This is a genomic window from Mesocryomonas lacus, assembly GCF_055730105.2.
In genome coordinates this window covers 866,621-890,094 of record NZ_JBUZWF020000002.1, presented here as the reverse complement: position 1 = coordinate 890,094, position 23,474 = coordinate 866,621, and the positions used below count along the sequence as shown (strand labels likewise).

Genomic DNA, 23,474 nt, shown 5'->3' with positions numbered 1-23,474 from the left:
CTGATGACCATACCCGACACCGCCTTCTGCGCCGCCGTCGACTGGGGAACCTCCGGGTTCCGCCTCTGGCTGCTCGATGTCAACGGCGGCGTTCTCGGCGAACGCCGCAGCCGCGAGGGCATGCAGGCCGCCGCAGCGGGCGCGGGTTTCGCGCCGATCCTGGAAGCGCATCTTGCCGCGCTGGAGGCGCCGGCGGACCTGCCGGTCATCGTCTGCGGCATGGCAGGCGCGCGCCAGGGCTGGATCGAGGCGCCCTATGTCGACGCGCCGGCCGACCTTGCCGCCATCACCCGCGGCGCCATCCGGGTGCCCGGCATCGCTCGCGACGTGCGAATCCTGCCAGGCGTCGCGCAGCGCGCGCGGTCGGCCGGCCTTGCCGACGACGTGATCCGCGGCGAGGAGACGCAGGTGATGGGCCTCGGGCTCGAGGGCCTCCTGTGCCTGCCCGGCACGCATTCGAAATGGGTCGAGGCCGGCAGTGGCCGGATCTCGGGCTTCTCCACTTTCATGACCGGCGAGATGTTCGCTCTCCTCTGCGAGCACTCGATCCTGCGCCACAGCATCGACCCCGCCGCTGACGTGATCGCCGAGCGGGAGGCGTTTGCCTCGGGCGTCGCCGCCAGCCTCGAGACCCCGGCGGCGATTCTTAACCGCCTGTTCTCGCTGCGGGCGAGTGGCCTGTTCGGCACGGCGACGCCGGCCGAGGCACGCTCGCGGCTCTCGGGCCTCGTCATCGGCCTGGAACTTGCCGGCGCTAAGGCGCTCTATCCCGGCCGGACCACGGTGACGCTCGCCGCCTCCGGACCGCTGCGCGATCTCTACCTCGCGGCGCTGGCCGTCGCCGGCTTCACCACCACGGAAGCCGATGCGGACAGCGCCGTCCGCAAGGGTCTCATCGCCGCCGCCCGCCATTGCTTCGGCACCTTCAAGGACTGACCATGACCGAGATCCCGCACGTCGCCTGGCCGCCGCTGAAGCGCGCCCTCGTCGCCATCCTGCGCGGCCTGAAGCCCGAGGAGGTCGAGGCGACCGTCGGCGGCCTCATCGAGATCGGTTTCGAGGCCATCGAGATCCCGCTGAACTCGCCCGAACCGTTCCGCTCGATCGAAATCGCCGCCAAGATGGCGCCGGCCGGTGTCCTCATCGGCGGCGGCACAGTGCTGACGCCCGAAGCGGTCGACCGGCTGAACGACGCCGGCGGGCGCATCCTCGTCAGCCCGAACGTCAACCCGGCGGTAATCCGCCAGGCTGCCGGGTATGGCATGGTGACGATGCCGGGCGTGTTCACCCCGACGGAGGCTTTCGCCGCGATCGATGCCGGCGCGTCGGCGCTGAAATTCTTCCCAGCTGGCGCGATCGGCATTGGCGGCATTCAGGCGATGATGGCCGTGCTGCCGAAGACCGTTCCGATCGGCGTCGTCGGGGGCGTGTCGGATGCGGACTTCGCGGCTTTCGGCAAGATCGGCGTACGGACCTTCGGGCTCGGTTCCAGCCTCTACAAAGTCGGCATGCCCGCCGCCGAGGTAGTGGCCCGCGGCAAGGCGGCGATCGCTGCCTATGACGAAGCGTTCGCAGCGTGAGCGGCGTCAAAGGCGAGAGCGTCGCGACGGCGATCCTGTCGGATCATTCCTGCCATCTCGGCGAAGGGCCGACCTACGACGTCGCCAGCGACACCGCCTGGTGGTTCGACATCCTGGAGAAGACGATGCTGGAGCATCGCTTCGCCACCGGCGAGACGGTATTGCATCCCCTGCCCTTCAAGGGTAGCCAGCTCGCCTTCATCGACGACAAACGGCAATTGGTGGCGACCGAGGACGGGCTCTACGTCCGCGATATCGCCAGCGGCGCGATGGCGCGGCACACCCGGCTCGAGGACGACAATCAGCGGACCCGGTCGAACGACGGCCGCGTGCATCCCTCCGGGGCTCTGTGGATCGGCACGATGGGCCTCAACGCCGAGAAGGGCGCTGGCTCGATCTACCGCTTCTACCGCGGCGAAGTGACGAAGCTCTACGCCGGCATCAGCATTCCCAATGCCATCTGCTTCACCGCCGACGGCACAACGGCCTATTTCACCGATACTGCGGTCGGTCTCCTGATGCGCGTGCCGACGGAGCCGACGACCGGCGAGCCGATCGGCGAGGCGGTGCCGCTTTATGACCATCGTGGCCAGGAGGGCGGGCTCGACGGCGCGGTGATCGACGCCGAGGGGGTGATCTGGAATGCACGCTGGGGCAGCGCTTGCCTCGATGCCTACAGCCCGGCGGGGGAGCGGCTGCGCACCATCGCGCTGCCCGCCAGCCGGCCGACCTGCCCGCTCTTCGTCGGGGCGAAGGCGGATCGCATGCTGGTGACCTCTGCCCGGGAAGGCATGAGCGAGGCGGAGATCGCAGCCGAGCCGGCGGCGGGAAAGACCTTCTTGCTGGATTTTCCGATGAAGGGCCGGCATGAGCCAAGAGTTCTTCTGGACTAAGCATTACTTACTGCACTGCAACAGTAAAACTTATCGGACAAACTGCTGATCTGACTGGACAATGCAGACATGCCGCAAACGCATGGCTAGTCGTATTGTGCAGTGCAGCGAAGCCGATTATATCTCGCGTCGGAGGATGATTAATTCTTCTTGAAGGACGTAGAGATGACCAAGACCACCCTCCTCGCGCTTGCCGCGATCCTGACCGCCGGCGCCGCACAGGCTGCTGACGTGAAGCCGATGACCGCCAAGAGCGTCGTTCTCGAGGACGCCACCGGCGTCGTCTATTACACGCAGGAAGCTGGTGGCTTCCGTGTTGTGGCGACCATGAGCGCTGCCGAAGGCGCCGCACCGGTTCGCTTCGTCGCGACCTTGGCCGATGGCCAGGCCGTTACCGTGTCGATCCCGTCGGAAGCCGGCAAGGCGCCGCGTGAAATCGAGATCAGCCGCGATGGTGACGTGCTCACCGTCGGCGAAGCCGAAGCCGTGATGGTGCGCGCCTCGCTTGACTAAGCCTCATACGGCGCAAGGCCGGCTCGCAACATCCAGAAGGGGCTCCGTTCGCGGCGTCCCTTTTTTTTCGTCTGGGGAAAGAGCCGAATAAGCGACGTTCAGGCCGCGCAGACGTCCTGCAGCGGGTCGGAGGGCGCTGCCAGCAGCTTATCGACATCGCCCGAGGTCATCGGCCGGGCGTAATAGAAGCCCTGAACCTCGGTCAGCCCTTCCTCCCGCGCGAAATCGCGCTGGCTGACCGTCTCCACGCCTTCCAGAATGGTCTCCATCTTCAGCGCCTGCGACAGGCGCACGATGGTGCGAACGATCTCCGCATCCTCCGAACTGTCGGCGACGTCCCGCGTGAAGGAACGGTCGATCTTCAGCCGGTCGAACCGGAAATGGCGGAGGTTGGAGAGGCCCGAGAAGCCGGTCCCGAAATCGTCCATGGTGATGCGCACGCCAAGGGCCCGCAGGCGGTCCATCGCGGTGCGGACACGGTGCGAGGACTCCAGCAACAGCGATTCGGTGATCTCGAGATCAAGCCGCCCTGGCGCGAGGCCGCTTTCGGCCAGCGCCGCCTCGACATGGTCGACGAGGTTGGCATCCTTGAACTGGACCGGCGACAGGTTCACGCCGATGCCGATCGGCTTCGGCCAGTTTGCGGCGGTCTTGCAGGCCTCCTTGAGGATATGCCGCCCGAGACGAACGATGAGGCCCGAGCTCTCTGCCAGTGGGATGAAATCGATCGGCGACATGAAGCCGCGCACCGGATGGTTCCAGCGCACGAGCGCTTCGAAAGAGCGGATGACCTCGCTCTTGGTGCCGTAGATCGGCTGATAGTGAAGTTCGAACTCCCCACGGTCGATGCCGGCGCGCATTTCGGCCTCCAGCATGGTCTCGTCATCCTTGCGCGCCTTCATCTCCGGCAGGAAGATGCAGTAGCAGGATTGCGGGCTGAGCTTGGCTTGGTAGAGCGCGACGTCAGCCGAGCGCATCACCTCCGACCAGGTGCTGCCGTCGCCACCGACGCGGGCGATCCCGATCGAGGTGTTCGGCTGAATCCTGGTGTCCTCCACCGCCATTTCGCGCGTCACGGCAGCCAGCAGCGTCTCGGCGAAAAGACCGGGCTCGGCCTCGTCATCCGAGGGGAAGTGCACCAGGATAAATTCGTCGCCCCCGAGGCGAACGGCGATATCGTCCGGTCCGGACACCGCGATCAGGCGCCGCCCGACCTCCTCCAGCACCATGTCGCCGGCCCGATGGCCGAAGGTGTCGTTGATGTGCTTGAAATCGTCGAGGTCGAGCATGTAGAGGAGCGCGCCCCGGTCCTCCCAGGTCCGGGTCGCAAGCCCCTCCTCCAGCGTGCGGGTCAGATGGGCGCGGTTGAACAGGCCGGTCACGGCGTCGCGGTGAGCCTGCGCGCGCATCCACTGTTCGGTCTGCGTCAGCTGGCGCATCTGCTCGCGCACCCGGCGGTAGTGCTTGCCGATGGAGTAGAAGATGCGGCCGATGATCAGCGGCGAGATCAGAGCCAGACTGTGCATCAGGCTTGATGCGAACGTCGCCTCAAGGCTGCCATCCATGCCCCGCCAGCTCCGCACCTGCATGTCGACGGCAAGGCTCGTCACCGAAAACAGGACCCCGAGCGCCACACCGCCCATGGCGTAGGCCAGCTCGAACTTCCGCTCGCGGATGGCTTCGCTGGCGCTGGAGAACCGCATGGCCGACCCGATCCTAAGTTCCTGCCAAGGGCAGTACGGATTGAAAGGATGCTGTCAGGCCGTGGTGATGTCGGGTAACGGGACGCTTCCCGACAGCCAACCGCGCACTTCCGGAAGCCAAATCAGGTTACTCAGGTGATCTTACAGATCACTTAAGACTTGCGTCAAAAAGGCGACTGATCGCTTAGTCGGCTGTATACAGACGATGCTGCAAATTTTAGATGTCTATAGACGAAAGTATTACATCTCTTATGCTGTCTAGAGGAAACAACGATGCGTGTGACCGACACATCAATGTATGCCTCTGCTGGCTGCGGCAGCTTTCTGTCAGTCATGCTACCCCGGCTTCACCATTGATGCCGGGGTAGCGAACGCATTTTCGCCGATCGGCGCGGGCTACTTCGCCGCCTTCTCGACCAGCGCCTTCAAACCGGACTCGTAAATGCCGGTGATCATCTTTTCGGCCTCGGCATCGCTGGCGCCCTTGGCGTCGAAGGTGCCGGTCCAGCTGACCTCGGTCTCCTCGCCGTCAGCATCGGCTTCGACCGTCAGCGTCGACTGGTAATTGGCGACCGGCAGCGGCCCGTCGACGATCTTGTAGGTGTAGGTCATCTTTTTGTCGTCGCGGCTCACGAGTTCCTCGACGAGAGTGCCGCCGCCACCGGCCAGGGTCAGCGTGCGAACGGCGACGCCGTTCTTCTGGCTCTCAACGCATTTCTCGACTGCCGGGTGCCAGCTGCCGATCCCGCAGAAGTCGCCGACGGTCGCCCAGACCTTGGCGGCGGGAACGTCGGTATCGATATCCTTGTCGATGCTGATGGCCCACGCTGGCGACGACGCCGCCAGCCCAACCGCAAGGACAATCCAACCCGTCTTTCGCATGTCTTCCTCCACGTAAAACCTGCGGTGCCCATGCCATCAGTAGCATGGGCAAGGACTTTCGAAAGGCTGCAACGATGCGCTTCCCACAAGGCGCCGATGGCATCGGAACGGCGCGGAAAGAACGGACAAAAAAATGGGCGGCTCGAAGGCCGCCCTGAAGTCTTGTCTGGAGTATCAGTCCATGAAGAAACTGATGCCGCTATAAGCTTCTCGGCCGGGAAAGGTTGCACTGCACAGAGAACCGTTGAAAACTTGCTCGATTTGGCCCTCGCGCCCTCTCGGTCAGGCCGCCGACACGGCAAGGACGCGCAACCATCGCCGCGGGCTCGGCGTTATGAGCGCACCATGCCGGGCCGGAGGCCGGGCTCATTTATTTGCGGCGCACCACCGAACGTTCGCCGTGTTTTCCAGGAGATGCCTATGTTCCGCGACAAGTCCAGCGCCTACGACCGTATCCATGACGCGATCGGCGATATTGGCGACAAGATCGTCGAACTGGAGCAGCAGGTCGTCGACCGCTTCACCCCGTCGACCGCCGAGCGTTTCCGCCGCTCGATCCAGCGCAACCTGCCGGGTCATTCGTCTTCCCGCTACCTGCCGGACTTCCTGACCAACTGGTCGGTGCCGAGCGCCGACGATGCGCGCAGCTCCTACCGATCCGTCCGCGACCGCCTGCCGGAAGTCGGCGGTGCGCTGTCGGGCATCGCCAGCCGGATCCCGACATCACGCCTCTCCAGCCTCTCGCGCAGCCTTCCTGATCCGCGCCTGCCGCGGTCGCAGAGCTTTCGCCGCGGCATGCAGGCGCAGCAGGGCCTTGATTTCCTGCGGCAGCGCCCGGGCCTGTCGACCGTCCTGATCGGCGGCGGCGTCCTCGCACTGGCAGGTGCGGCATATTTCGTCACCAAGAAGGTGGCCGATCATACCGAAGAGCCGGACTACGATACCGTCCGCAACGATGGCGACATCGAGGTTCGCGACTATGACGGCATGGTTGTCGCCGAGACGATCAAGAGTGGCTATCACGAGAAGGCGCGCCGGATCGGTTTCGAGACGCTGGCGGATTACATCTTTGCCTACAACCGCAACGGCAAGAAAATTCCAATGACCTCGCCGGTCCTCCAGCAGTTGTCCGAGAACGAGGGCCAGACCAAGGGCTGGGCCATTCGCTTCGTCATGCCGAAGAAGCACACGGTCGCGACCTTGCCGGCCCCGGCATCGGACGACGTCAAGCTGAAGGAAGTGCCGTCCAAGCGCGTCGTCGCCATTCGTTTCAACGGCAACTTCTCGGCGACGCTCGCGTCAAAGAAGCTGATGCTGCTCTACAACTACATTGCGGACGAGAACCTGACGCAGAAGGGCGATCCGGAATATGCCTTCTACAACCCGCCGTGGACCCCGGGCTTCCTGAAGCGCAACGAGATCCTTATCGAAGTCGAGCGCTAAGCCAGCTAGTTTTTTAAAGAGAACGCCCGCCCCTCAAGGGCGGGCGTTCTGCTGTCGGGGTGAAGTCGGCAAAGATGAGTAAGACGGCGCCGCCGCCTACTCCTTGATCACGTAGTGCTTAACCGTCGTCTCGATTACCGTCCAGGTTCCCTTGAAACCGCGCGGGATGACGAAGCTGTCGCCGGCTCGGACCATCTGTGCAGGCCCCTTCTCCGGTGTCAGCACCGAATGACCCGAGATGATGTGGCAGAACTCCCACTCGGTGTATTCGACCGCCCACTCGCCGGGCGTGGCTTCCCAGATCCCGGCGTAGAGGCCGGCGCCGTCGTCCTCGAGGTTCCAGGTTCGGGTCCGCGGTTCACCGCTGAGAACCCTTTCGGCGGGGGGCGCATCGGAGACCGCGGCGACGCTGGTCTGGTCGAACATCATAAGTTTCATCAAAACTCCTCACATCTCCCGCAGCGTCAGCCGCAAGCAAGGCTCAGTGGCTAGAAGAAAGGCCTTCTCCCAAGCGGGAAAATCGCCATGACGGGTCAGGCAGTGCTTTCCTTCCTCGCCTTCTTCGCTGCCAACATCGTCGTTGCCAGCGTTGTCGGCATTTATGCCGAGCGCCTGATGTCGGCCTGGCGGCGTTTGCGCCGCCTGCCGGCAAACGGATAGGACGTCGCGAGCGTCAAGTCCGCGCCAGCGCCTGCGCGAGGTCGGCGATGATGTCCTCGATGCTCTCGATCCCGACCGACAGCCGCACGACGTCCGGACCGGCCCCGGCAGTCACTTTCTGCTCGTCGCTGAGCTGCTTGTGCGTGGTCGACGCTGGATGGATCACCAGCGAGCGCGTGTCGCCGATATTGGCAAGGTGCGAGAACAGCTCCAGCGACTCCACGAACGCGACGCCTGCCGCATACCCGCCCTTCAGCCCGAAGGTCAGCACCGCGCCCGCGCCTTTCGGGCAATAGGTCTGCATCAGGGCGTGACCGGGGTCGGAAGCCAAGCCGGCATAGGAAACCCAGCCGACCTTGTCGTGGCCCGACAGATACTCCGCCACTGCCAGTGCGTTGTCGCAATGGCGCTGCATGCGGAGCGGCAAGGTTTCGATGCCCGTGAGGATCATGAAGGCGTTGAACGGCGAGATCGAGGGCCCGAGATCGCGCAGGCCCAGCACCCGGCAGGCGATGGCGAAGGCAAAATTGCCAAAGCTCTCGTGCAGGACGAGGCCGTTATATTCCGGCCGCGGTGTCGACAGCACGGGATAGCGGTCGCTGGCGGACCAGTCGAAGGTACCGCCATCGACGATCGCGCCGCCCATCGAATTGCCGTGACCGCCCATGAATTTCGTTAGCGAGTGGACGACAATGTCGGCGCCGTGCTCCAGCGGCCGGCAGAGGTAGGGACTGGCCAGCGTGTTGTCGACGATCAGCGGCAGGCCGTGCCGGTGCGCGATCTCGGCGATCCCCGCAATGTCGACGACGACGCCGCCCGGATTGGCGATCGATTCGATGAAGATCGCCTGCGTCCGGTCGGTGATCGCCGCCTCGAAGGTCGAGATGTCCGACGGGTCGGCCCAGGCGACGTGCCAGTCGAAGGCCTTGAACGAATGAGCGAACTGGTTGATCGACCCGCCATAGAGCCGGCGCGAGGCGACGAAGGCATCGCCGGGCCGCATCAGCGCATGAAACACCAGAAGCTGCGCGGCATGGCCGGAAGCGACGGCGAGCGCCGCCGTGCCGCCCTCAAGCGCGGCCACCCGCTCCTCGAGCACCGCCTGCGTCGGGTTCATGATCCGGGTATAGATATTGCCGAACTGCTGCAGGCCGAACAGCGCGGCGGCATGGTCGACATCGTCGAACACGAAGGACGTGGTCTGGTAGATCGGCGTGGCGCGCGCGCCGGTGGCGGGATCGGGCTGGGCGCCGGCATGCACGGCCAGCGTATCGAAGCCGGGTGTCGAGCTCATGAAATCCTCCCTGGTTTTCGCGACCGCCAGTGTGACTCCGGCACGCCAAGGGACAAAGCCCAATCTGCCGGCATCGGGGAAGCCCGTCCGCCGGTTCGTCCTCAGGAAAACCGGTCGCCGCCAACGGTGTCGCGGGCGGTCGGGCGACGGCGCGGTGCTTTCGTCGAGACCTTTTGCGGCGGACGATGCCAACAAATCTCTGCAGGCAGCTAGCGAAGCAGCTCGATCTTCGGGCAGTGGTCCATGACCACCGCCATTCCTGCAGCCACCGCTTTCGCCGCCGCCGCGTCGTGACGCACGCCGAGCTGGGTCCAGATCACCCGCGGTCGCGGCACGAGCGCGAGGGCCTCGTCGACAATGCCCGGCACCGCCTCGCTCGCCCGAAAGATGTCGATCATGTCGATCGGCTCGGGGATGTCGGCAAGGGTCGTGTGGCAGGTCTCGCCGAGAAGCGTCTTGCCCGCCTGCCCCGGATTGACGGGGATCACGCGGTAGCCGTGGGACAGGAGAAAACTCATCACCCCGTACGAAGGCCGCGCCTCGTTCGGACTGGCCCCGACGAGGGCGATCACCTTCACGCCCGCGAGAAGAGCCGCGATGCCGGCCCGGTCGCTGACGAGGCCAGCGGTGACGCTGGCAAGGCTGGCCGGATCACCCGAGGATCCGCCGTCATGCAATGGCCCGGTCATTCGCCCGTCCAGACCGGCAGGCGCTTCTCCAGGAAGGCGCCGATGCCCTCGCCGGCATCGCGGGCCAGAAGGTTCTCGACCATGACACCGGCGGCATGAGCATAGGCTTCCGCCAACGGCAGCTCCGCCTGGCGGTGGAATGCTGCCTTGCCTAGCGATACAGCCACAGGCGATTTCGAGGCGATGGTGTTGGCGTATTTCTGCACGATAGTGGAGAGGTATTCCGGCGGCACGACGCGGTTGACCAGTCCAAAATCGCGCGCGGAGCGGGCGTCGATGGTTTCGCCAGTCAGCAGCATCTCCATCGCGTGCTTCGGCGCCATGTTGCGCGACAGCGCGACGGCGGGCGTCGAGCAGAACAGGCCGATGTTGACGCCCGGCGTGCAGAACGCCGCTTCTTCCGAAGCGATGGCGAGGTCGCAACTGGCGACGAGCTGGCAGCCGGCGGCGGTTGCGAGCCCTGCGACCTCCGCGATGACGGGCCGGGGATGGTGCACGATCGCCTGCATCAGCTCGGCGCAGCGCGCCATCGCCGCGGCGAAGAACGCCTCCCCGCCATCCGCATCCACTCGGTGGGCAGTCAACTCCTTGAGGTCGTGGCCGGCGGAGAACACCGAACCGGTGGCGGCGATCACCACGACCCGGCAAGCCGGGTCCTCGGCTGCGGCCGACAGCGCCTCGATCAGCGCCGCCATCGTGGCCATCGACAGCGCATTGGCCGGCGGGTTCGACAGGACGATGCGGTGAATGCCCGGCGGCCGGGCAATCGCGACGGCTGGCGTCGCCGTCTTCGGATGGGACAGGATATCAGCCATATCGGCGGTCTCGCATGCTGGTGTCGTCGGATCGTTCTAGACGATCCCGCCCGCCAATGGCACTGCCCCACTCCCGCTCGGGGGAGCCAGTCGGCAAATCCCGTCGCCAGGCGCCACAATTGTTTAGGGTACTATAGTACCTCACATATCAAATTATTGATTTTGCTGGCTTATGCTTGTCTCGGGCCGCATTTAGCCATCTTGACCAAAGTGCCCCCTGTCGTTACACCGGTCACAGAGAGCGGCCCCCGGGCCGCGCTTTTCGTTTGGCGGTCCCCCGGATTGCCGCATCGCCGCTCATCCAAGGGTAGACCCCATGAAAACCTTCTCGCAGAAGAACGAGACGGTGGTGAAGAAGTGGATCGTGATCGACGCCGACGGACTCGTCGTCGGCCGCCTCGCCTCCATCATCGCCCTCCGCCTTCGTGGCAAGCACAAGCCGACCTTCACCCCGCACATCGACGATGGTGACAATGTCATCGTCATCAATGCCGACAAGGTGGTGTTCACCGGCAAGAAGTTCACCGACAAGACCTACTACTGGCACACCGGCTTCATCGGCGGCATCAAGCAGCGCAAGGCGCGGCAGATCCTCGAAGGCCGCTTCCCGGAGCGCGTCGTCGAGAAGGCCGTGGAGCGCATGCTTCCCGAGGGCCCGCTCGGCCGCCAGCAGCTGAAGAACCTGCGCGTTTACGCCGGTTCAGAGCATCCGCATGTCGCCCAGACGCCAGAGGCGCTCGACGTCGGCGCGATGAATCCAAAGAACCGGAGGGCTGCATAATGGCCGATCTGAATTCGCTGCAGAGCCTCGGCACGGTCGACACGCTCGTCGAAGCCCCGGTCCACGTCCAGAAGATCGACCAGCTCGGCCGCGCTTATGCCACCGGCAAGCGCAAGGATGCGGTCGCCCGCGTCTGGGTCAAGCCGGGCTCCGGCAAGATCACCATCAACGGCAAGGAATTCGCGGCGTATTTCGCCCGTCCCGTGCTGCAGATGGTGCTGCGCCAGCCGATCGTCGCCGCGGCCCGTGACGGCCAGTTCGACATCGTCGCCACCGTCGCCGGCGGCGGTCTGTCCGGCCAGGCCGGTGCCGTGCGTCACGGCATCTCGAAGGCCCTCACCTATTACGAGCCGGGCCTGCGCGCCGTGCTCAAGAAGGGTGGCTTCCTGACCCGCGACAGCCGCGTCGTCGAGCGCAAGAAGTACGGCAAGGCCAAGGCCCGTCGTTCGTTCCAGTTCTCGAAGCGCTAAGCTTCGCACGCCTGGACGATGCTTTTGGAAAGGGCCGGCAGCAATGCCGGCCCTTTTTCTATGGGCGGACCGAAGCGGGCTCGGCGAGAGGACCACCCTTGTCCGGCTGAGCGAACGCCGTGTTCTCCCTGGTAACGACCGGTGCTATCCTCGCCCGACGCGAACAAGGAGCAGCGCATGCCCAGCGTGACCTTCACCGTCGATCTCGACGACGAAACGCTCGCCGCCTTCGACGCCCTCGCCGCGACCAAGGGCCATGGCCGCGCGGCCATGCTGGAACAGCTGGTCCACGAATTCCTACAGTTCGAGGCCGAGACCCCGGAATACGACGCCTGGTTCCGACAACAAGTCGAAGAGGGCTTGCGCGAGATGGCGGAGCCGGGTGCTGAGTTCGTTCCGCATGAAACGGTGATGGCTGAAGCGAGAGCATTGCTCGAGACGCGGATGGCCGAGGCCAAGAAGCGTGCGGGTTAAGTGGTGGAAGAAGGCGCGCGCCGATCTCCTGGACATCGTATCGACGATCCAGACCGAAAGCCCTTCGGCTGCAACGGCCTTCCTCGACAAAATTGACCGGCATGTCGGCTGCCTCGCGCAGTTTGCCCGTATCGGTCGCCACGGCCGGGTGGCCAAGACGCACGAACTCGTCATCACCGGCACACCCTACGTCGTCATCTATAAGGTCTTTCACGACTGGGTTGGTGTCACCAGGGTGCTGCACGGCAAAAGGCGGTGGCCCGCCCGGCGATAGTGGGGCCGAGCGAGGGTGGGCATCGTGCCGCTGAAAGAGATCCGCCCTTCAATATGACCGCCCGATGCGCTAGGCAGCCGCAACTGACGCCCATCATCGGATCTGCCATGGCTTCCAAATCGATCGACAACGCCTTCACGGCAACGGGTGCCCTCGGCGCGGCGAGTGATCCGACCTATGCCGGCATTCCCTCCTTCATGCGGCGGCGCCTGACGAAAACGCCGGCGGGCGCCGACGTCACGGTCTGGGGCATTCCCTTCGACGCGTCCGTCTCGAACCGGCCGGGCACGCGTTTCGGTCCTTCCGCGCTCAGGCGGGCGTCGCAGATCTTCGACAACGACCCCCAATACCCGTTCCACCGCGACCTGTTCGAACTGCTAAGCGTCGTTGACTACGGCGACTGCCTGCTCGACTACCGCACGCCCGAGACCGCGCATGAATTGATGCGCGCGGAGGCGGAGGCCCTGCTGGCCGAGACCGGCTTCCTGCTGACCCTTGGCGGCGACCACTCGATCACCTGGCCGCTCCTGCAGGCGCATGCCGCCAAGCACGGACCGTTGTCGCTGGTGCATTTCGACGCGCATCAGGACACCTGGCCGCTGGCGCATTCGGCCGCTGGCGAGCGCGTCGACCACGGCTCATTCCTCACTGCGGCGGTGAAGCACGGGTTGGTCGATGTCGACACGTCGATCCAGATCGGCATCCGCACGCATGCCCCGGAGACGCTCGGCCTCGAGATCATCCACGGCAACGACGTGGAAGACCTCAGCGCGTCCGCGATCGCCGAGCGCATCGTCGCCCGGACGGCGGGGCGAAAGGTCTACCTGACCTTCGACATCGACTGCCTCGACGTCGCCTTCGCGCCCGGCACCGGCACGCCGGTCGCCGGCGGCCCGTCGAGCGCGAAGATGCTGTCGGTCCTGCACAAACTGAAGCATCTGCCGATCGTCGGCGCGGACGTGGTGGAAGTGTCGCCGCCGTTCGACCATGCCGACATCACCGCGGTGGCGGGGGCGACGGTGGCTCTCTATGTGCTGGGGATCCTGGCGGAACAGAAGGCAGGATAGGCTTTGCCTGCCTGCCTTTCAGTTGAGAGAATGATTCACCTGGCTGACGAAACGATTCCGCGGCCAGGGACAAGTGATTGAAATAGCTGCGATGGAGAGTGGCATGGCGAAGAAGATCAGGATCGGCGTCCTCGGCGCCAGCGGCTATACCGGCGCCGATCTCGTGCGCCTTGCCGTCCGCCATCCCGGCATCGAGATTACCGCGCTGACCGCCAACAGCCATGCCGGCAAGCCGATGAAGGCGGTGTTCCCGCATTTCTCGCACATCGAGCTGCCGGATCTCGTCAAGGTCGACGACGCCGACTGGGGCGCCGTCGACGCGGTGTTCTGCGGCCTGCCGCACGGCACGACGCAGGCGATCACCAAGGGCATCTTCGAGCGCTATCCCGAGGTGAAGATCATCGACATGTCGGCGGACTTCCGGCTGCGCGACCCGGCCGCCTACAAGGAATGGTACGGGCTCGACCACGTCGCTACCGACATCCAGCCGGAGGCCGTGTACGGCCTGACCGAGCACTACCGCGCCGAGATCGCGAATGCGCGCCTCATCGCCTGCCCCGGCTGCTACCCGACCGCCGTGCTCCTGGCCCTGCTGCCGCTGGCCAAGGCCGGGCTGATCGACGTCACCGACATCGTCATCGACGCCAAGTCCGGCGTCTCGGGCGCTGGCCGCAGCCCGAAGGAGAACGTCCTTTTCTGCGAGGCCGGCGAGGGCATGAGCCCCTATGCCGTCGGCAAGCACCGCCACATGGCCGAAATCGAGCAGGAAATCGGCAAGGCTGCCGATGTCGCCGACCTCCGCGTCAACTTCACGCCGCACCTCATCCCGATGAGCCGCGGCGAGCTCTGCACGAGCTATGTCCGGCTTTCGGCCGGCAAGACGGCGGCGGACCTTCGCCAGCAGTTGGTGGAGACCTATGCCAGCGAGCCCTTCGTCACCGTCGCCGCGGAAGGCGTCCTGCCGCAGACGCAGATGGTGCGCGGTTCGAACTATGTCGTCGTCAACGTCGTGCCGGACCGCATTCCCGGCCGGGCGATCGTCATCTCGACCCTCGACAACCTGGTGAAGGGATCGGCCGGCCAGGCGATCCAGAACTTTAACGTCGCCTACGGCCTGGAAGAGACACTCGGCATCGAACAGCTGCCGCTTTTCCCATGAGCGGCACCCACGAGACCGCCTCCGCCGTGCAGCCGGTACCGGCGGTACCGGCCGCCGGCACGGTGATAGCAGTGGCAGTCCATGCGACGCATGCCTTCTCGAAGCCGACGGTCCCGAGCATCACTTTGCTGGAAGGCCTCGGCGTCGAAAGCGACGCGCATGCCGGCGTCACGGTGAAGCACCGCTCGCGGGTCAAGGTCGACCCGACGCAGCCCAACCTCCGGCAGGTCCATCTGATCCACGGTGAGCTGCTGGACGAACTTGTCACCGGCGGTTTCACGGTCTCTGCCGGCACGCTCGGCGAGAACATCACGACGCGCGGGGTCGACCTCCTCGGCCTGCCGCGTGGCGCCCTTCTGCACATCGGAGATGGCGCGGTGGTAGAAGTAACCGGGCTGCGCAATCCCTGCGCCCAGCTCGACGCGTACGAGAAGGGCCTCACGGCGGCAACGCTTGGCCGGGATGCCGAGGGCGGACTCGTGCGAAAGGCCGGTGTCATGGCCGTGGTGCGCGTCGGCGGCAGCGTGACGCCGGGCGATGCGATCAACCTCGTCCTGCCACCCTTCCCTCACGAGGCGCTCGGGCCGGTCTAGCCAGCCTGAGCGACGATCCGAAACGATCAGGCCCGGACCGGATACGGCCCTTTCAGCGCCCGGGCATGGGCGACGCTGAAGGCGAGGACGACCAGCGCGCCGGCCTGGTGCAGCAATGCCCAGCCGATCGGCACCGCCAGCAGCAGCGTGGTGATGCCGAGGCTGGCCTGGACGAGCACCAGAGCGAGCAGCACGCCCGCCCGCCGCGCATGCGTCGTGCGCGGGGCCCGTCGAATGGAGGCGATGGCGTGCATCAGCACGACCGCCAGCAGCAGATAGGCGCCGCAACGGTGCACGAACTGCACCGTCATCACGTTCTCGAAGAAGTTGCGCCAGGCGGGCTGCATGGCGAAAAGGCCAGACGGCACGAGGCTTCCGTCCATCAGCGGCCAGGTGTTGAAGGTCAGGCCCGCGTTCAGCCCGGCGACGAGGCCGCCGAGATAGATCTGCAGCAGCGCCAGGAAGAGGATGATCCCGGCGGCGCGCATCGAGGTCCGCGACGGCGCAGCGTCTCCGCTATGGGGTGCCAGACCCCGCGCTACCCAGAGCGTCGCCGCGAAGATCAGGCAAGCGGTGGTGAGGTGCACGGCGAGCCGGTACTGGCTGACATCTGTGCGCTGGCTGAGGCCGGAGGCGACCATCCACCAGCCGATCGCGCCCTGCAGGCCACCGAGCGCCAGGATGCCGACGAGCTTGGGTTTAAGACCCGCCGGAATGCGCCCGGCAATCCAGAAATAGGCGAACGGCAAGGCGAAGACGAGGCCGACGAAGCGGGCGAGGAAACGGTGCGCCCACTCCCACCAGTAGATCGTCTTGAAGCCGGAAAGCTCCATACCCTGGTTCAGCTCGGTATATTGCGGGATCTGCTGGTAGAGCGCGAACTCCTCCTGCCATTCCGCTTCCGACAGCGGCGGGATGACACCGTGAATCGGCTTCCACTCGGTGATCGACAGGCCTGATTCGGTGAGGCGCGTCGCCCCGCCGACGACCACCAGCGCGAAAACGATCAATGCCACCAGATAGAGCCAGTAGCGCACGGCGCGGCGATTTGCCCCGTCCCGGCTGGTATCGGCGGAGAGGACGGCTGCGGGTGGGGAGAGCGAAACGCTGGACATCGGCACCGACCTTGGCCTTGGGACGAGCCGACGACGTCGCCTCCCCTATCAGAAATACCATCCGGCGGGCCCGCCCTCGAAAAGGACGGCAAGGCGCGGAAAGTTCTGAAGGTCATGTGCCCCGAACCGCCCCCGACTTCAAGCGGTCGGACCGTCGCAGGCGGAGCGAGACGCCGGAGCTAAAGCTGGCCTTTCCGGCCGCCAGTGCCTAAGCATCTAGGCGACCACAAGGATTGGCGGACGGTATGCCCCTCAGATTGAGAAAACTCATCGGCACGGTGATCATGATCGTGCTCGTCGCGGTCTATGCGATCTTCGCGACCGCCTTCGCCTCGCTCTATCTCGGCCAGTCGAGCGGCTGGGTCCACCTCGCCTTCTTCGCCATCAGCGGACTGTTCTGGGTGGTGCCGGCGATGTTCCTGATCCGCTGGATGGAAGGCTACAAGGGCAAGCCGCGCTCCCGCTGAAGGCACAGCGTCGCCAGTGGCGTGGCCGCACGGGATCAGACCTCCATGCGGGTGCGGCGCTCCTTCCAGCGGCCCGGCAGCCCGGAAATCAGCACATCGACATAGCGCGGATCCTGGTAGTAGCCGTTGAGCGACAGGCGCGGCAGCGCGTGGAGATTGCCGGCCGTCTGCCGGCTCAACGCGTGCAATTGGGTGGTGAAGGCGGCGGTATAGCCGGCCGCGGCCGCCGCCTCGAACTCGCGGGGACCGCAGGCGGCACGGTAGCCATAGGGATAGGCGAAGAAGTCGGGGACCCCGCCGAGCCTTTCGCCGATGACGTGCCGGGATTGCTCGAGTTCGCGCCGCATCGCGTGCACGTCGAGGCGCGAGAGCCGCGCATGCGTCATCGAGTGCGCGCCGATGGTGCACAGCGGATCATCTGACAGACGCTTGAGGGTCTCCCAGTCCATCACACGGGATGCGGCGTCACAGGCAGCAATGTCGTTGAGGTCTGCCAGACGGCGAACGGTCCCATCGAGACAGGCTTCCGGGCACTCATTCGTCAGATAGAGGAAGATCCGGTCGAACACCCGTCGCTTGTCGGCCACGGTCCGCGCCGGCAAGGTCTCCGGCAGGAAGGGCACGAGGACGCTGTCGCGGTCTCGCACGACCTTTTCGACCACCTCCCACCAGGGCAAGGTCGTCCCTTCCGTCATTCCCGGCGTGACGAAGATCGCATAGGGCACGCCATGCCGCCGGAACACCGGCACGGCATGGAGGTCATTGTTGACGTAGCCATCGTCGAGCGTGAAGGCTGCGAAGAAGCGCCCGCGACCCCGCTGCGGCTCAGCGATACGGCGTGTGGCCTCGGCAAGGTCGACGAAGTCTACGCCTTGGGCGGTCAGATGAACGATCACGGCGTCGAGGAAGTCCGGGGTCACGCGCAAATGGCCGTTGGGCGGAAAATTGCCGAGCGCGTCGGGCGAGACGTGATGCAAGGTAAAAACCGCGCCGAAGGGCTGAGCGCGACGGACGACGAAGTCGGACAAGCCGCTCCACCAGACCGTCTGCAACGCGGCTCTTCCCGCCCTTGTCTTCCAGTCTCGCATGCCGTTTCCATTGATCAGGCGAGAGTCGCTCGCTCTCGGGAACGGGGTTTCAAGGTTTCAGATAGAAAAGAAACCCATACCCCTGAGGCACGCGGCCTTCCGGGCGAAGGTATAAGGCGATCCTTTATATTTTCATGCATCGATAGGAGACGGCGCGCGGTGTCGGCACACGGGAGTTGCAGCATTTCATCCGCCAGCCAACCATTCTCACCTCTACCGCCGGACGCCCCATCCCCCCTCGTTCTCGTGCGGGCAAACCGTGACGCATGGGCGACGTATGAAGGAACCCCGTTCCAGGAAGCAGGCTTCGTCGCCGCCTGGGAGGCGACAAGGGGACGCCTGCTCAAGAGCGAGACCTGGCTGCTGGTGTCCTCCGACGGGACGGCGGCGATGCCGATCGAGATTGTCCGGCGCGGCCCTCTGCGGATCGGACGTTTTCCGGGCGAGACGCATGCCAATGCCAATGGCTGGACGCTGACTTCAGGCGATAGCCCGGTGCTGAACCGTCAGAACCTTCGTGCCGCCGCGACAGCAGCCGGCATTCGGATCGATGCGATCGACTTTCGCCGGGTGTTCGATGCGCGCTGGCTCGGTGCGGATTTCGCGGTGACGCCGGCCTTCGAGCAACGCTTCTCAATCTCACTGGCGGGAGGGCTGGAGGCCGTCCTGGAACGGGGCAACGGCAAGCGGAAACGCAAGAAATTCCGCGCGCAGCAGCGGCATTTCGAAGATCGGGGCGGCTATCGTTTCCGCGACCTGCCGCGGGCGGAAAGGGCACCGGCTCTGGATCTCTTCCTGCGACAGAAGGCCGACCGCTTCCGCACGCTGGCAATCCCCGATCCCTTCGCCGATGCCGGCATCCGGACCTTCCTGATCGCTTTGTTCGAAGATGCAGCCACCGACGCCCGCCTCTACGCCATCGAGAGCGGCGGCGACATCAAGGCCATGCTGGGGGGGATCGTCGGTCAGCAGACCTTCTGGGGCATGTTCTCCTCCTACGCCGACGACGAGGACGCGGCCGTCAGTCCGGGCGAACTGCTGCTTTGGCACATGGTCGAGCGCCTGTCGCAGGAAGGGCTGTGCGCGCTCGACCTCGGCCCCGGTGCGGAGCGCTACAAGCAAGCCTGGTGCGACCGGACCATTCCGCAGGTGGACGCGACGCTGGCGCTGACCGCCGGGGGACGCGTCTATGTCGGCGCGGCCAGGCTGCTGGCGGATGCGAGCCGTGCGGTCAAACGCCATGAGGGGCTCAAGGCGGTTGTCCAGCAGCTGCGGCGGCGCCTGCGCTGACCCGTCGGGCGGCGGGCCACGGTGCGGAAGATGGCGCCCGCGTCAGGCGGCGGCGCGCACCGCGGCTGAACCACCGGTGTGCATCATCACGACGTCACCGAGGCCTGCCGTCGACAGCCGCTGCATGAGCGCCTCGCCTTCGGCTTCCTCCCCGGGCTCGACCGAGACCACCAGGGCCGCGCCGTCGTCCATCAGGCGTTTCAGGGTTTCCGGCAGCATGGCGCCGCAGTCCACCATAGTGCAGTCATAGGCCTTGCCGAGGGCTTCGAGCACGACGATCATCTCCTCGGTCGCATCGGTCTCGCCGCCGATGGCGGTAAAGCCGCCCGAGGGCAGGACATGCGCCGAGGTCAACAGATCGCGGTGGATGACGTCGGCGAACGAGGCGAGCCCGTCGACGAGGTCCCCGGCGCCTTCCGCATCGTCCGGCACGCCCATGGCGCGGGCGGAAGCGTTGTCGGCGGTCAGGTCGACGAGAATGGTCGAACGCTGCTGGCCCGCCAGCTGGCGAACCAGCGCGACGCTGGCGCTCCGGCCCTCGCCCACGGCGGGAACGACGAGGACGCGCGGGATTTCACTGGCAAGAATCGCCTCGCCGAGTTCCGCGACCCCCGTGCCGTAGCGGCTGCGGACCGTCTCGGGAGCGGGAACGGCGCCGAGCGCTTCGGCTGAGCGAGCCGATGAAGGCTTGCTGGGAAAGTCGGCATCGCGGGCGGTCAGCGCGGGCGAATGCTCCGCGGCCCAGCGGCCGCGCTGCGGGCTCGGGCTTAGCGCTCGGCCCGAGAACAGTTCGGTCAGGAGAAGACCGATGACGGCGACGAGAAAGCCGGCAAGTCCGGCCGCCGCGGTGATCGGCAGGACTTTCGGGAAATAGGGCTCGGCCGGAAGCTGGGCCTCGGAAAAGATGCGCGCATCGACCGGGAGGTAGTCGCGTGCGCCGCGGGCAACGGCCTCGCGGTAGCGCGTCAGATAGCTTTCCAGGAGTTGACTCTGCGACTGCGCCTCGCGCTCGAGCGAGCGCAGTTCGACCTCCTGGCCGCCGGCCCGCGAGGACTCCACTTTCAGGCGGCCCATCTCGGACGTCAGCGAGGCCTCGCGCTGGCGGGAGGCATCCGCCTCGGTCTCCAGCGACGCCTGCACCTTGGAGGCCTCGCGGGTGATCTCCGTCTGCAGGTCGCGGCCTTGCGAGCGCAAGGCGCGAAGGCGCGGATGATTCTCGAGGAGCGTCGTCGACAGGTCGGCGATCTGCGCCTTCAGCGAAACCTGGCGTTCGCGCAGGGCCTGGATCGTCGGCGATGACAGGACGTCGGAGACGGTGTCGAGCGCGACGCCGCGCCGGATCGCATCCCTGATGCTCTGCGCCTTGCCCTCGGCCGCCGCCCGCGCGGCACGGGTGCGCGACAGTTCGGTGGCAATCTCCGACAGTTGCTGGGTGGCGAGGACGCTCTGGTTCTGGCCGACCAGGAGGTCGGACGAGGTGCGGAAGGCGGCGACCTTGCCCTCGGCCGCCCTGACGGTCTCGCGCAGGTCCGCGATCTCCTGCTCCAGCCAGCCCGTGGCATTGTTGTTCGAGGAAAGCAGCGCCCCCTTCTGACGCGCGAGGTACTCGTCAGCGATGGCGTTCGGCACGTCACGCGCCAAGGCGGGGTCGCGCGAGGAGAACTCGATGACCAGAACCCGCTGGTTCTCCTTGCGATAGACCTGAAGCTTCTCACGCATCCGCTCGATGATCTCGCCCGGAGGCGAGTCGGCCTCGGGTCGGACGCGAGTCAGGATGCGGTCCATCAGCGAGACCTTGGGTGCGAACTCGGCAAGGGTCGAGAGCTTGAAGCGGTCGGCGACGTCCCCGAGGATCTCGGCGGAGGTCATCAGCGAGACCTGGCTCTCGATGCTTTCGGGGCTGAAGACGCCCTCCCCGCTACCGGCACTGGCGCCGTCATTTCGGGTATAGGAGGATTCGCGGCTTTCGACGACGATTTGGGTATCGGCCTTGTAGGTCGGCGGAATAAGGGCCGCGATCGCGAAAGCGGATCCGGCGAACAGCAAGGTCGTCAGGACGATCAGCAGCTTGCGGGCCCACACGGCAGCAGCCAGACGCCCGATATCGATATCGGAGTCGGCCTCATCTGCTCTGTGCTTCGGCATGGTGTTTCCCCGCAGTGCCCCTGAGATTGAAGAATCGTCCATGAAGGTAACCGGAACGTTAACAAGCTCACTCGATACATCCGTACCACAGAGGTGAAGCCGCCGGTCAAGTTTACGAACGGTTAACCCTAACGAAACTATAAGAGGTCAAGCGGCTTTCCGGCCGGGCGAACGATCTTCGGCGGGATAAGCGGACATGCGCATCTGCATCATGGGACCCCTGGCCCTCACCTTGGCGCTGCTCGGCGGATGCGCGAGCTACCAGCCGACGCCCCCCGCCTTCCACGATGTGCTGAACGAGCCCTACCATCTCGACGCCGGCGACCGCGTTCGGGTGACGGTGTTCGAGCAGGATGGCCTCTCCAATACCTATACCATCGACAAGGGCGGCTACTTCTCCATGCCGCTCGTCGGCACCGTGCCGGCGCGGGGCAAGACCACCAAGGAGTTGGAAGCCTCGCTTTCGCAGAAGCTGCGCGACGGTTTCCTGCGCGATCCTGACATCACCGTCGAAGTCGACCAGTACCGGCCATTCTTCATCATGGGCGAGGTCGGCACCGGTGGCCAATATACCTACGTGCCCGGCATGACGGTGCAGAATGCCATTGCGATCGCTGGCGGATACTCGCCGCGGGCTCAGCAGAAGACGGTCGACGTCACCCGCCAGGTCAACGGCCGGGTGATCTCCGGCCGCGTGCTGACCTCCGATCCGATCCTGCCCGGCGACACGATCTTCGTGCGGGAGCGACTGTTTTAAGCGTTGAGAACGATAGCTTCGACAGGACTTTATGGTGGCGCCGGGCGGTGTGTCGTGTGAGTTGTTCCCTCACAGCGAACACGAAAGTCCTGACGGGGTATGGTTAGCCAGAACATTCGGATCATCCATTGTTTCCGATCGCCCGTCGGGGGAATCTTCCGCCACGTCCGCGATCTGATCGATGCGCAGATCGCCGAAGGCCATCAGGTCGGAATTCTCTGCGACTCCATCACGGGCGGCGAATTCGAGGAGCAGATGATTCGCGAGGTGACGCCGAAGCTTGCGCTCGGCGTCCACCGCGTCACCATGCGCCGCTCGATTGCCCCCTCGGACCTCCTGGACATGTGGCGCAGCTACGCCCTCGTGCGCGACATCCGTCCCGACGTACTGCACGGGCACGGCGCCAAGGGCGGTGCCTATGCCAGGCTGGTCGGCACCGCCAACCGCCTGTCCGGCGGGCGCAGCGCGCGCCTCTACACGCCGCATGGCGGCAGCATGCACTACGATCCGAAGACGCTGGGCGGCTGGCTGTTCTTCAGGCTGGAGCGCTTGCTGGAGCAGGTCACGGATCACCTGCTCTTCGTGTCGCAATACGAGGCGGACGCCTACCAGAAGAAGGTGGGCAAGCCGGGCGTCGCCGCACGTGTCGTCTACAACGGCCTGTCGCCAGCCGAATTCGCACCGGTCACGCCGGATCCCGATGCTGCAGATTTCATCTATCTCGGCATGCTGAGGAGCCTGAAGGGGCCCGACATTCTTATCCGGGCGATCGCCGAGATGGCGAAGTCGGGTGGACCTCCGGCCACCGCCGTGATCGTCGGCGCCGGCCCCGAGAAGCCCGACTTCATGCAGCTGGCAGATGACATCGCACCGGGCCTCGTCCGTTTCGTCGAACCGCGTCCTGCCCGGGAAGCGCTGCGGCTTGGGCGGGTGATGGTGCTGCCGTCGCGCGCTGATTCGCTGCCCTATGTGCTGCTGGAGGCGCTTGCGGCGGATCGCCCGGTGATCGCCGTCGATGTCGGCGGTGTCAGCGAGATCATCCCGCGCCACCTCCAGCCCCTCGTCGCCCCTCGCGACAGTTTTGCGCTGGCCGATGCCATGGCAAAACGCCTGCGCGAACCGCTGGTCAATTCCAATGCCTTGCGTCATCACATCCAGACCGTGTTCTCGATCGAGCGGATGGTCGGCGATACCATGGCTGCCTATCGCCGGGCCCTGGCGGGGCCGATGGCCCAGTCCGCCGGCGAAAGGCCGGCCGCGGCGCGTCAGACGCGGTCAAACAAATCTTAGCGGAACCCTGCTAAGGAACCGGCAAGGCACCG

General features: G+C 65.5%; 26 protein-coding genes. 17 read left to right on the top strand and 9 right to left on the bottom strand.

Annotated elements, in window-relative coordinates; all coding sequences use genetic code 11:
• Positions 1-3 precede the first annotated feature (3 nt).
• From ACZLZQ_RS09255 to ACZLZQ_RS09240, 4 genes are all read left to right on the top strand, one after another.
• Positions 4-936 carry a 2-dehydro-3-deoxygalactonokinase gene (locus ACZLZQ_RS09255; RefSeq protein ID WP_472949082.1) on the top strand — a complete coding sequence of 311 codons (933 nt, stop codon included), beginning with the start codon at positions 4-6 and terminating at the stop codon, positions 934-936.
• Positions 937-938: 2 nt separating this feature from the next.
• On the top strand, positions 939-1,580 hold the full coding sequence (locus ACZLZQ_RS09250) for a 2-dehydro-3-deoxy-6-phosphogalactonate aldolase (RefSeq protein WP_472949081.1): 642 nt from the start codon (positions 939-941) through the stop codon (positions 1,578-1,580).
• On the top strand, positions 1,577-2,473 hold the full coding sequence (locus ACZLZQ_RS09245; protein ID WP_472931674.1) for an SMP-30/gluconolactonase/LRE family protein: 897 nt from the start codon (positions 1,577-1,579) through the stop codon (positions 2,471-2,473). Before ACZLZQ_RS09250 ends, ACZLZQ_RS09245 begins: the two co-directional genes overlap by 4 nt.
• 165 nt (positions 2,474-2,638) lie before the next feature.
• A complete protein-coding gene (locus tag ACZLZQ_RS09240) occupies positions 2,639-2,986 on the top strand; it encodes a hypothetical protein (protein ID WP_472931673.1) in 348 nt (115 codons plus the stop codon).
• A gap of 98 nt (positions 2,987-3,084) precedes the next feature.
• Here ACZLZQ_RS09240 and ACZLZQ_RS09235 read toward each other — a convergent pair whose 3' ends face one another.
• Positions 3,085-4,689, bottom strand: a complete 1,605-nt coding sequence (locus tag ACZLZQ_RS09235) for a putative bifunctional diguanylate cyclase/phosphodiesterase (RefSeq protein ID WP_472949080.1) — start codon at positions 4,687-4,689, stop codon at positions 3,085-3,087.
• 396 nt (positions 4,690-5,085) lie between these two features.
• Positions 5,086-5,571 carry an SRPBCC family protein gene (locus ACZLZQ_RS09230; protein ID WP_472949079.1) on the bottom strand — a complete coding sequence of 162 codons (486 nt, stop codon included), beginning with the start codon at positions 5,569-5,571 and terminating at the stop codon, positions 5,086-5,088.
• 420 nt (positions 5,572-5,991) lie between these two features.
• On the opposite strand from ACZLZQ_RS09230, the gene ACZLZQ_RS09225 reads away from it, so the two are divergent.
• Positions 5,992-7,014 carry an SOUL family heme-binding protein gene (locus tag ACZLZQ_RS09225; RefSeq protein ID WP_472949078.1) on the top strand — a complete coding sequence of 341 codons (1,023 nt, stop codon included), beginning with the start codon at positions 5,992-5,994 and terminating at the stop codon, positions 7,012-7,014.
• 96 nt (positions 7,015-7,110) lie between these two features.
• Here ACZLZQ_RS09225 and ACZLZQ_RS09220 read toward each other — a convergent pair whose 3' ends face one another.
• Positions 7,111-7,452, bottom strand: coding sequence for a cupin domain-containing protein (locus ACZLZQ_RS09220; RefSeq protein ID WP_472931668.1), 342 nt, complete (start codon positions 7,450-7,452; stop codon positions 7,111-7,113).
• Between the two features lie 87 nt (positions 7,453-7,539).
• Between ACZLZQ_RS09220 and ACZLZQ_RS09215 the strand changes: the two genes are divergently transcribed.
• On the top strand, positions 7,540-7,674 hold the full coding sequence (locus tag ACZLZQ_RS09215; protein ID WP_472949077.1) for a hypothetical protein: 135 nt from the start codon (positions 7,540-7,542) through the stop codon (positions 7,672-7,674).
• A gap of 13 nt (positions 7,675-7,687) precedes the next feature.
• Here the strand turns inward: ACZLZQ_RS09215 and ACZLZQ_RS09210 are convergent, their stop codons facing one another.
• The 3 genes from ACZLZQ_RS09210 to ACZLZQ_RS09200 form a co-directional block, all read right to left on the bottom strand.
• A complete protein-coding gene (locus tag ACZLZQ_RS09210; RefSeq protein WP_472949076.1) occupies positions 7,688-8,968 on the bottom strand; it encodes an O-acetylhomoserine aminocarboxypropyltransferase in 1,281 nt (426 codons plus the stop codon).
• Positions 8,969-9,177: 209 nt separating this feature from the next.
• Positions 9,178-9,567, bottom strand: a complete 390-nt coding sequence (locus tag ACZLZQ_RS09205; RefSeq protein WP_472949232.1) for a CoA-binding protein — start codon at positions 9,565-9,567, stop codon at positions 9,178-9,180.
• An 86-nt stretch (positions 9,568-9,653) separates the two neighbouring features.
• Positions 9,654-10,472 carry an enoyl-CoA hydratase gene (locus ACZLZQ_RS09200; protein ID WP_472949075.1) on the bottom strand — a complete coding sequence of 273 codons (819 nt, stop codon included), beginning with the start codon at positions 10,470-10,472 and terminating at the stop codon, positions 9,654-9,656.
• A 316-nt stretch (positions 10,473-10,788) separates the two neighbouring features.
• Here ACZLZQ_RS09200 and rplM point away from each other — a divergent pair, with 316 nt between their 5' ends.
• The 7 genes from rplM to ACZLZQ_RS09165 all read left to right on the top strand — a co-directional run bounded on the left by rplM (position 10,789) and on the right by ACZLZQ_RS09165 (position 15,290).
• The gene (rplM, locus tag ACZLZQ_RS09195; RefSeq protein WP_472949074.1) at positions 10,789-11,253 is read left to right on the top strand and encodes a 50S ribosomal protein L13; all 465 of its coding nucleotides are present in this window, start codon (positions 10,789-10,791) and stop codon (positions 11,251-11,253) included.
• A complete protein-coding gene (gene rpsI / locus ACZLZQ_RS09190) occupies positions 11,253-11,723 on the top strand; it encodes a 30S ribosomal protein S9 (protein ID WP_472931662.1) in 471 nt (156 codons plus the stop codon). Before rplM ends, rpsI begins: the two co-directional genes overlap by 1 nt.
• 177 nt (positions 11,724-11,900) lie before the next feature.
• Positions 11,901-12,197 (top strand): CopG family ribbon-helix-helix protein, encoded by a 297-nt coding sequence (locus ACZLZQ_RS09185; RefSeq protein WP_472949073.1) that lies wholly within the window; start codon positions 11,901-11,903, stop codon positions 12,195-12,197.
• Positions 12,187-12,471, top strand: coding sequence for a type II toxin-antitoxin system RelE/ParE family toxin (locus tag ACZLZQ_RS09180; protein WP_472949071.1), 285 nt, complete (start codon positions 12,187-12,189; stop codon positions 12,469-12,471). Before ACZLZQ_RS09185 ends, ACZLZQ_RS09180 begins: the two co-directional genes overlap by 11 nt.
• Positions 12,472-12,578: 107 nt before the next feature.
• Positions 12,579-13,538: an agmatinase gene (gene speB, locus ACZLZQ_RS09175; protein ID WP_472949070.1), complete on the top strand. Its 960-nt coding sequence runs from the start codon at positions 12,579-12,581 to the stop codon at positions 13,536-13,538.
• 103 nt (positions 13,539-13,641) lie between these two features.
• Positions 13,642-14,697 (top strand): N-acetyl-gamma-glutamyl-phosphate reductase, encoded by a 1,056-nt coding sequence (argC, locus tag ACZLZQ_RS09170; RefSeq protein WP_472949069.1) that lies wholly within the window; start codon positions 13,642-13,644, stop codon positions 14,695-14,697.
• Positions 14,694-15,290, top strand: a complete 597-nt coding sequence (locus ACZLZQ_RS09165; protein ID WP_472949068.1) for an MOSC domain-containing protein — start codon at positions 14,694-14,696, stop codon at positions 15,288-15,290. Before argC ends, ACZLZQ_RS09165 begins: the two co-directional genes overlap by 4 nt.
• 26 nt (positions 15,291-15,316) lie before the next feature.
• Here ACZLZQ_RS09165 and ACZLZQ_RS09160 read toward each other — a convergent pair whose 3' ends face one another.
• A complete protein-coding gene (locus ACZLZQ_RS09160; RefSeq protein ID WP_472949067.1) occupies positions 15,317-16,405 on the bottom strand; it encodes a COX15/CtaA family protein in 1,089 nt (362 codons plus the stop codon).
• Positions 16,406-16,650: 245 nt separating this feature from the next.
• Here ACZLZQ_RS09160 and ACZLZQ_RS09155 point away from each other — a divergent pair, with 245 nt between their 5' ends.
• Complete coding sequence (locus tag ACZLZQ_RS09155) at positions 16,651-16,872, top strand: DUF2842 domain-containing protein (protein WP_472949066.1); 222 nt, start codon at positions 16,651-16,653, stop codon at positions 16,870-16,872.
• Between the two features lie 35 nt (positions 16,873-16,907).
• Here ACZLZQ_RS09155 and ACZLZQ_RS09150 read toward each other — a convergent pair whose 3' ends face one another.
• Entirely contained in the window at positions 16,908-17,960 is a 1,053-nt protein-coding gene (locus ACZLZQ_RS09150; protein ID WP_472949065.1) for a polysaccharide deacetylase family protein, read from the bottom strand.
• A 390-nt stretch (positions 17,961-18,350) separates the two neighbouring features.
• On the opposite strand from ACZLZQ_RS09150, the gene ACZLZQ_RS09145 reads away from it, so the two are divergent.
• Complete coding sequence (locus ACZLZQ_RS09145; protein ID WP_472949064.1) at positions 18,351-19,250, top strand: GNAT family N-acetyltransferase; 900 nt, start codon at positions 18,351-18,353, stop codon at positions 19,248-19,250.
• Positions 19,251-19,292: 42 nt separating this feature from the next.
• On the opposite strand, the gene ACZLZQ_RS09140 is transcribed toward ACZLZQ_RS09145, so the two are convergent.
• The gene (locus tag ACZLZQ_RS09140; protein WP_472949063.1) at positions 19,293-21,395 is read right to left on the bottom strand and encodes a GumC family protein; all 2,103 of its coding nucleotides are present in this window, start codon (positions 21,393-21,395) and stop codon (positions 19,293-19,295) included.
• 196 nt (positions 21,396-21,591) lie between these two features.
• On the opposite strand from ACZLZQ_RS09140, the gene ACZLZQ_RS09135 reads away from it, so the two are divergent.
• Together ACZLZQ_RS09135 and ACZLZQ_RS09130 are read left to right on the top strand one after the other, a co-directional pair.
• Complete coding sequence (locus ACZLZQ_RS09135) at positions 21,592-22,152, top strand: polysaccharide biosynthesis/export family protein (protein ID WP_472931651.1); 561 nt, start codon at positions 21,592-21,594, stop codon at positions 22,150-22,152.
• A 99-nt stretch (positions 22,153-22,251) separates the two neighbouring features.
• Positions 22,252-23,442 carry a glycosyltransferase gene (locus ACZLZQ_RS09130; protein ID WP_472949062.1) on the top strand — a complete coding sequence of 397 codons (1,191 nt, stop codon included), beginning with the start codon at positions 22,252-22,254 and terminating at the stop codon, positions 23,440-23,442.
• Positions 23,443-23,474: the final 32 nt, after the last annotated feature.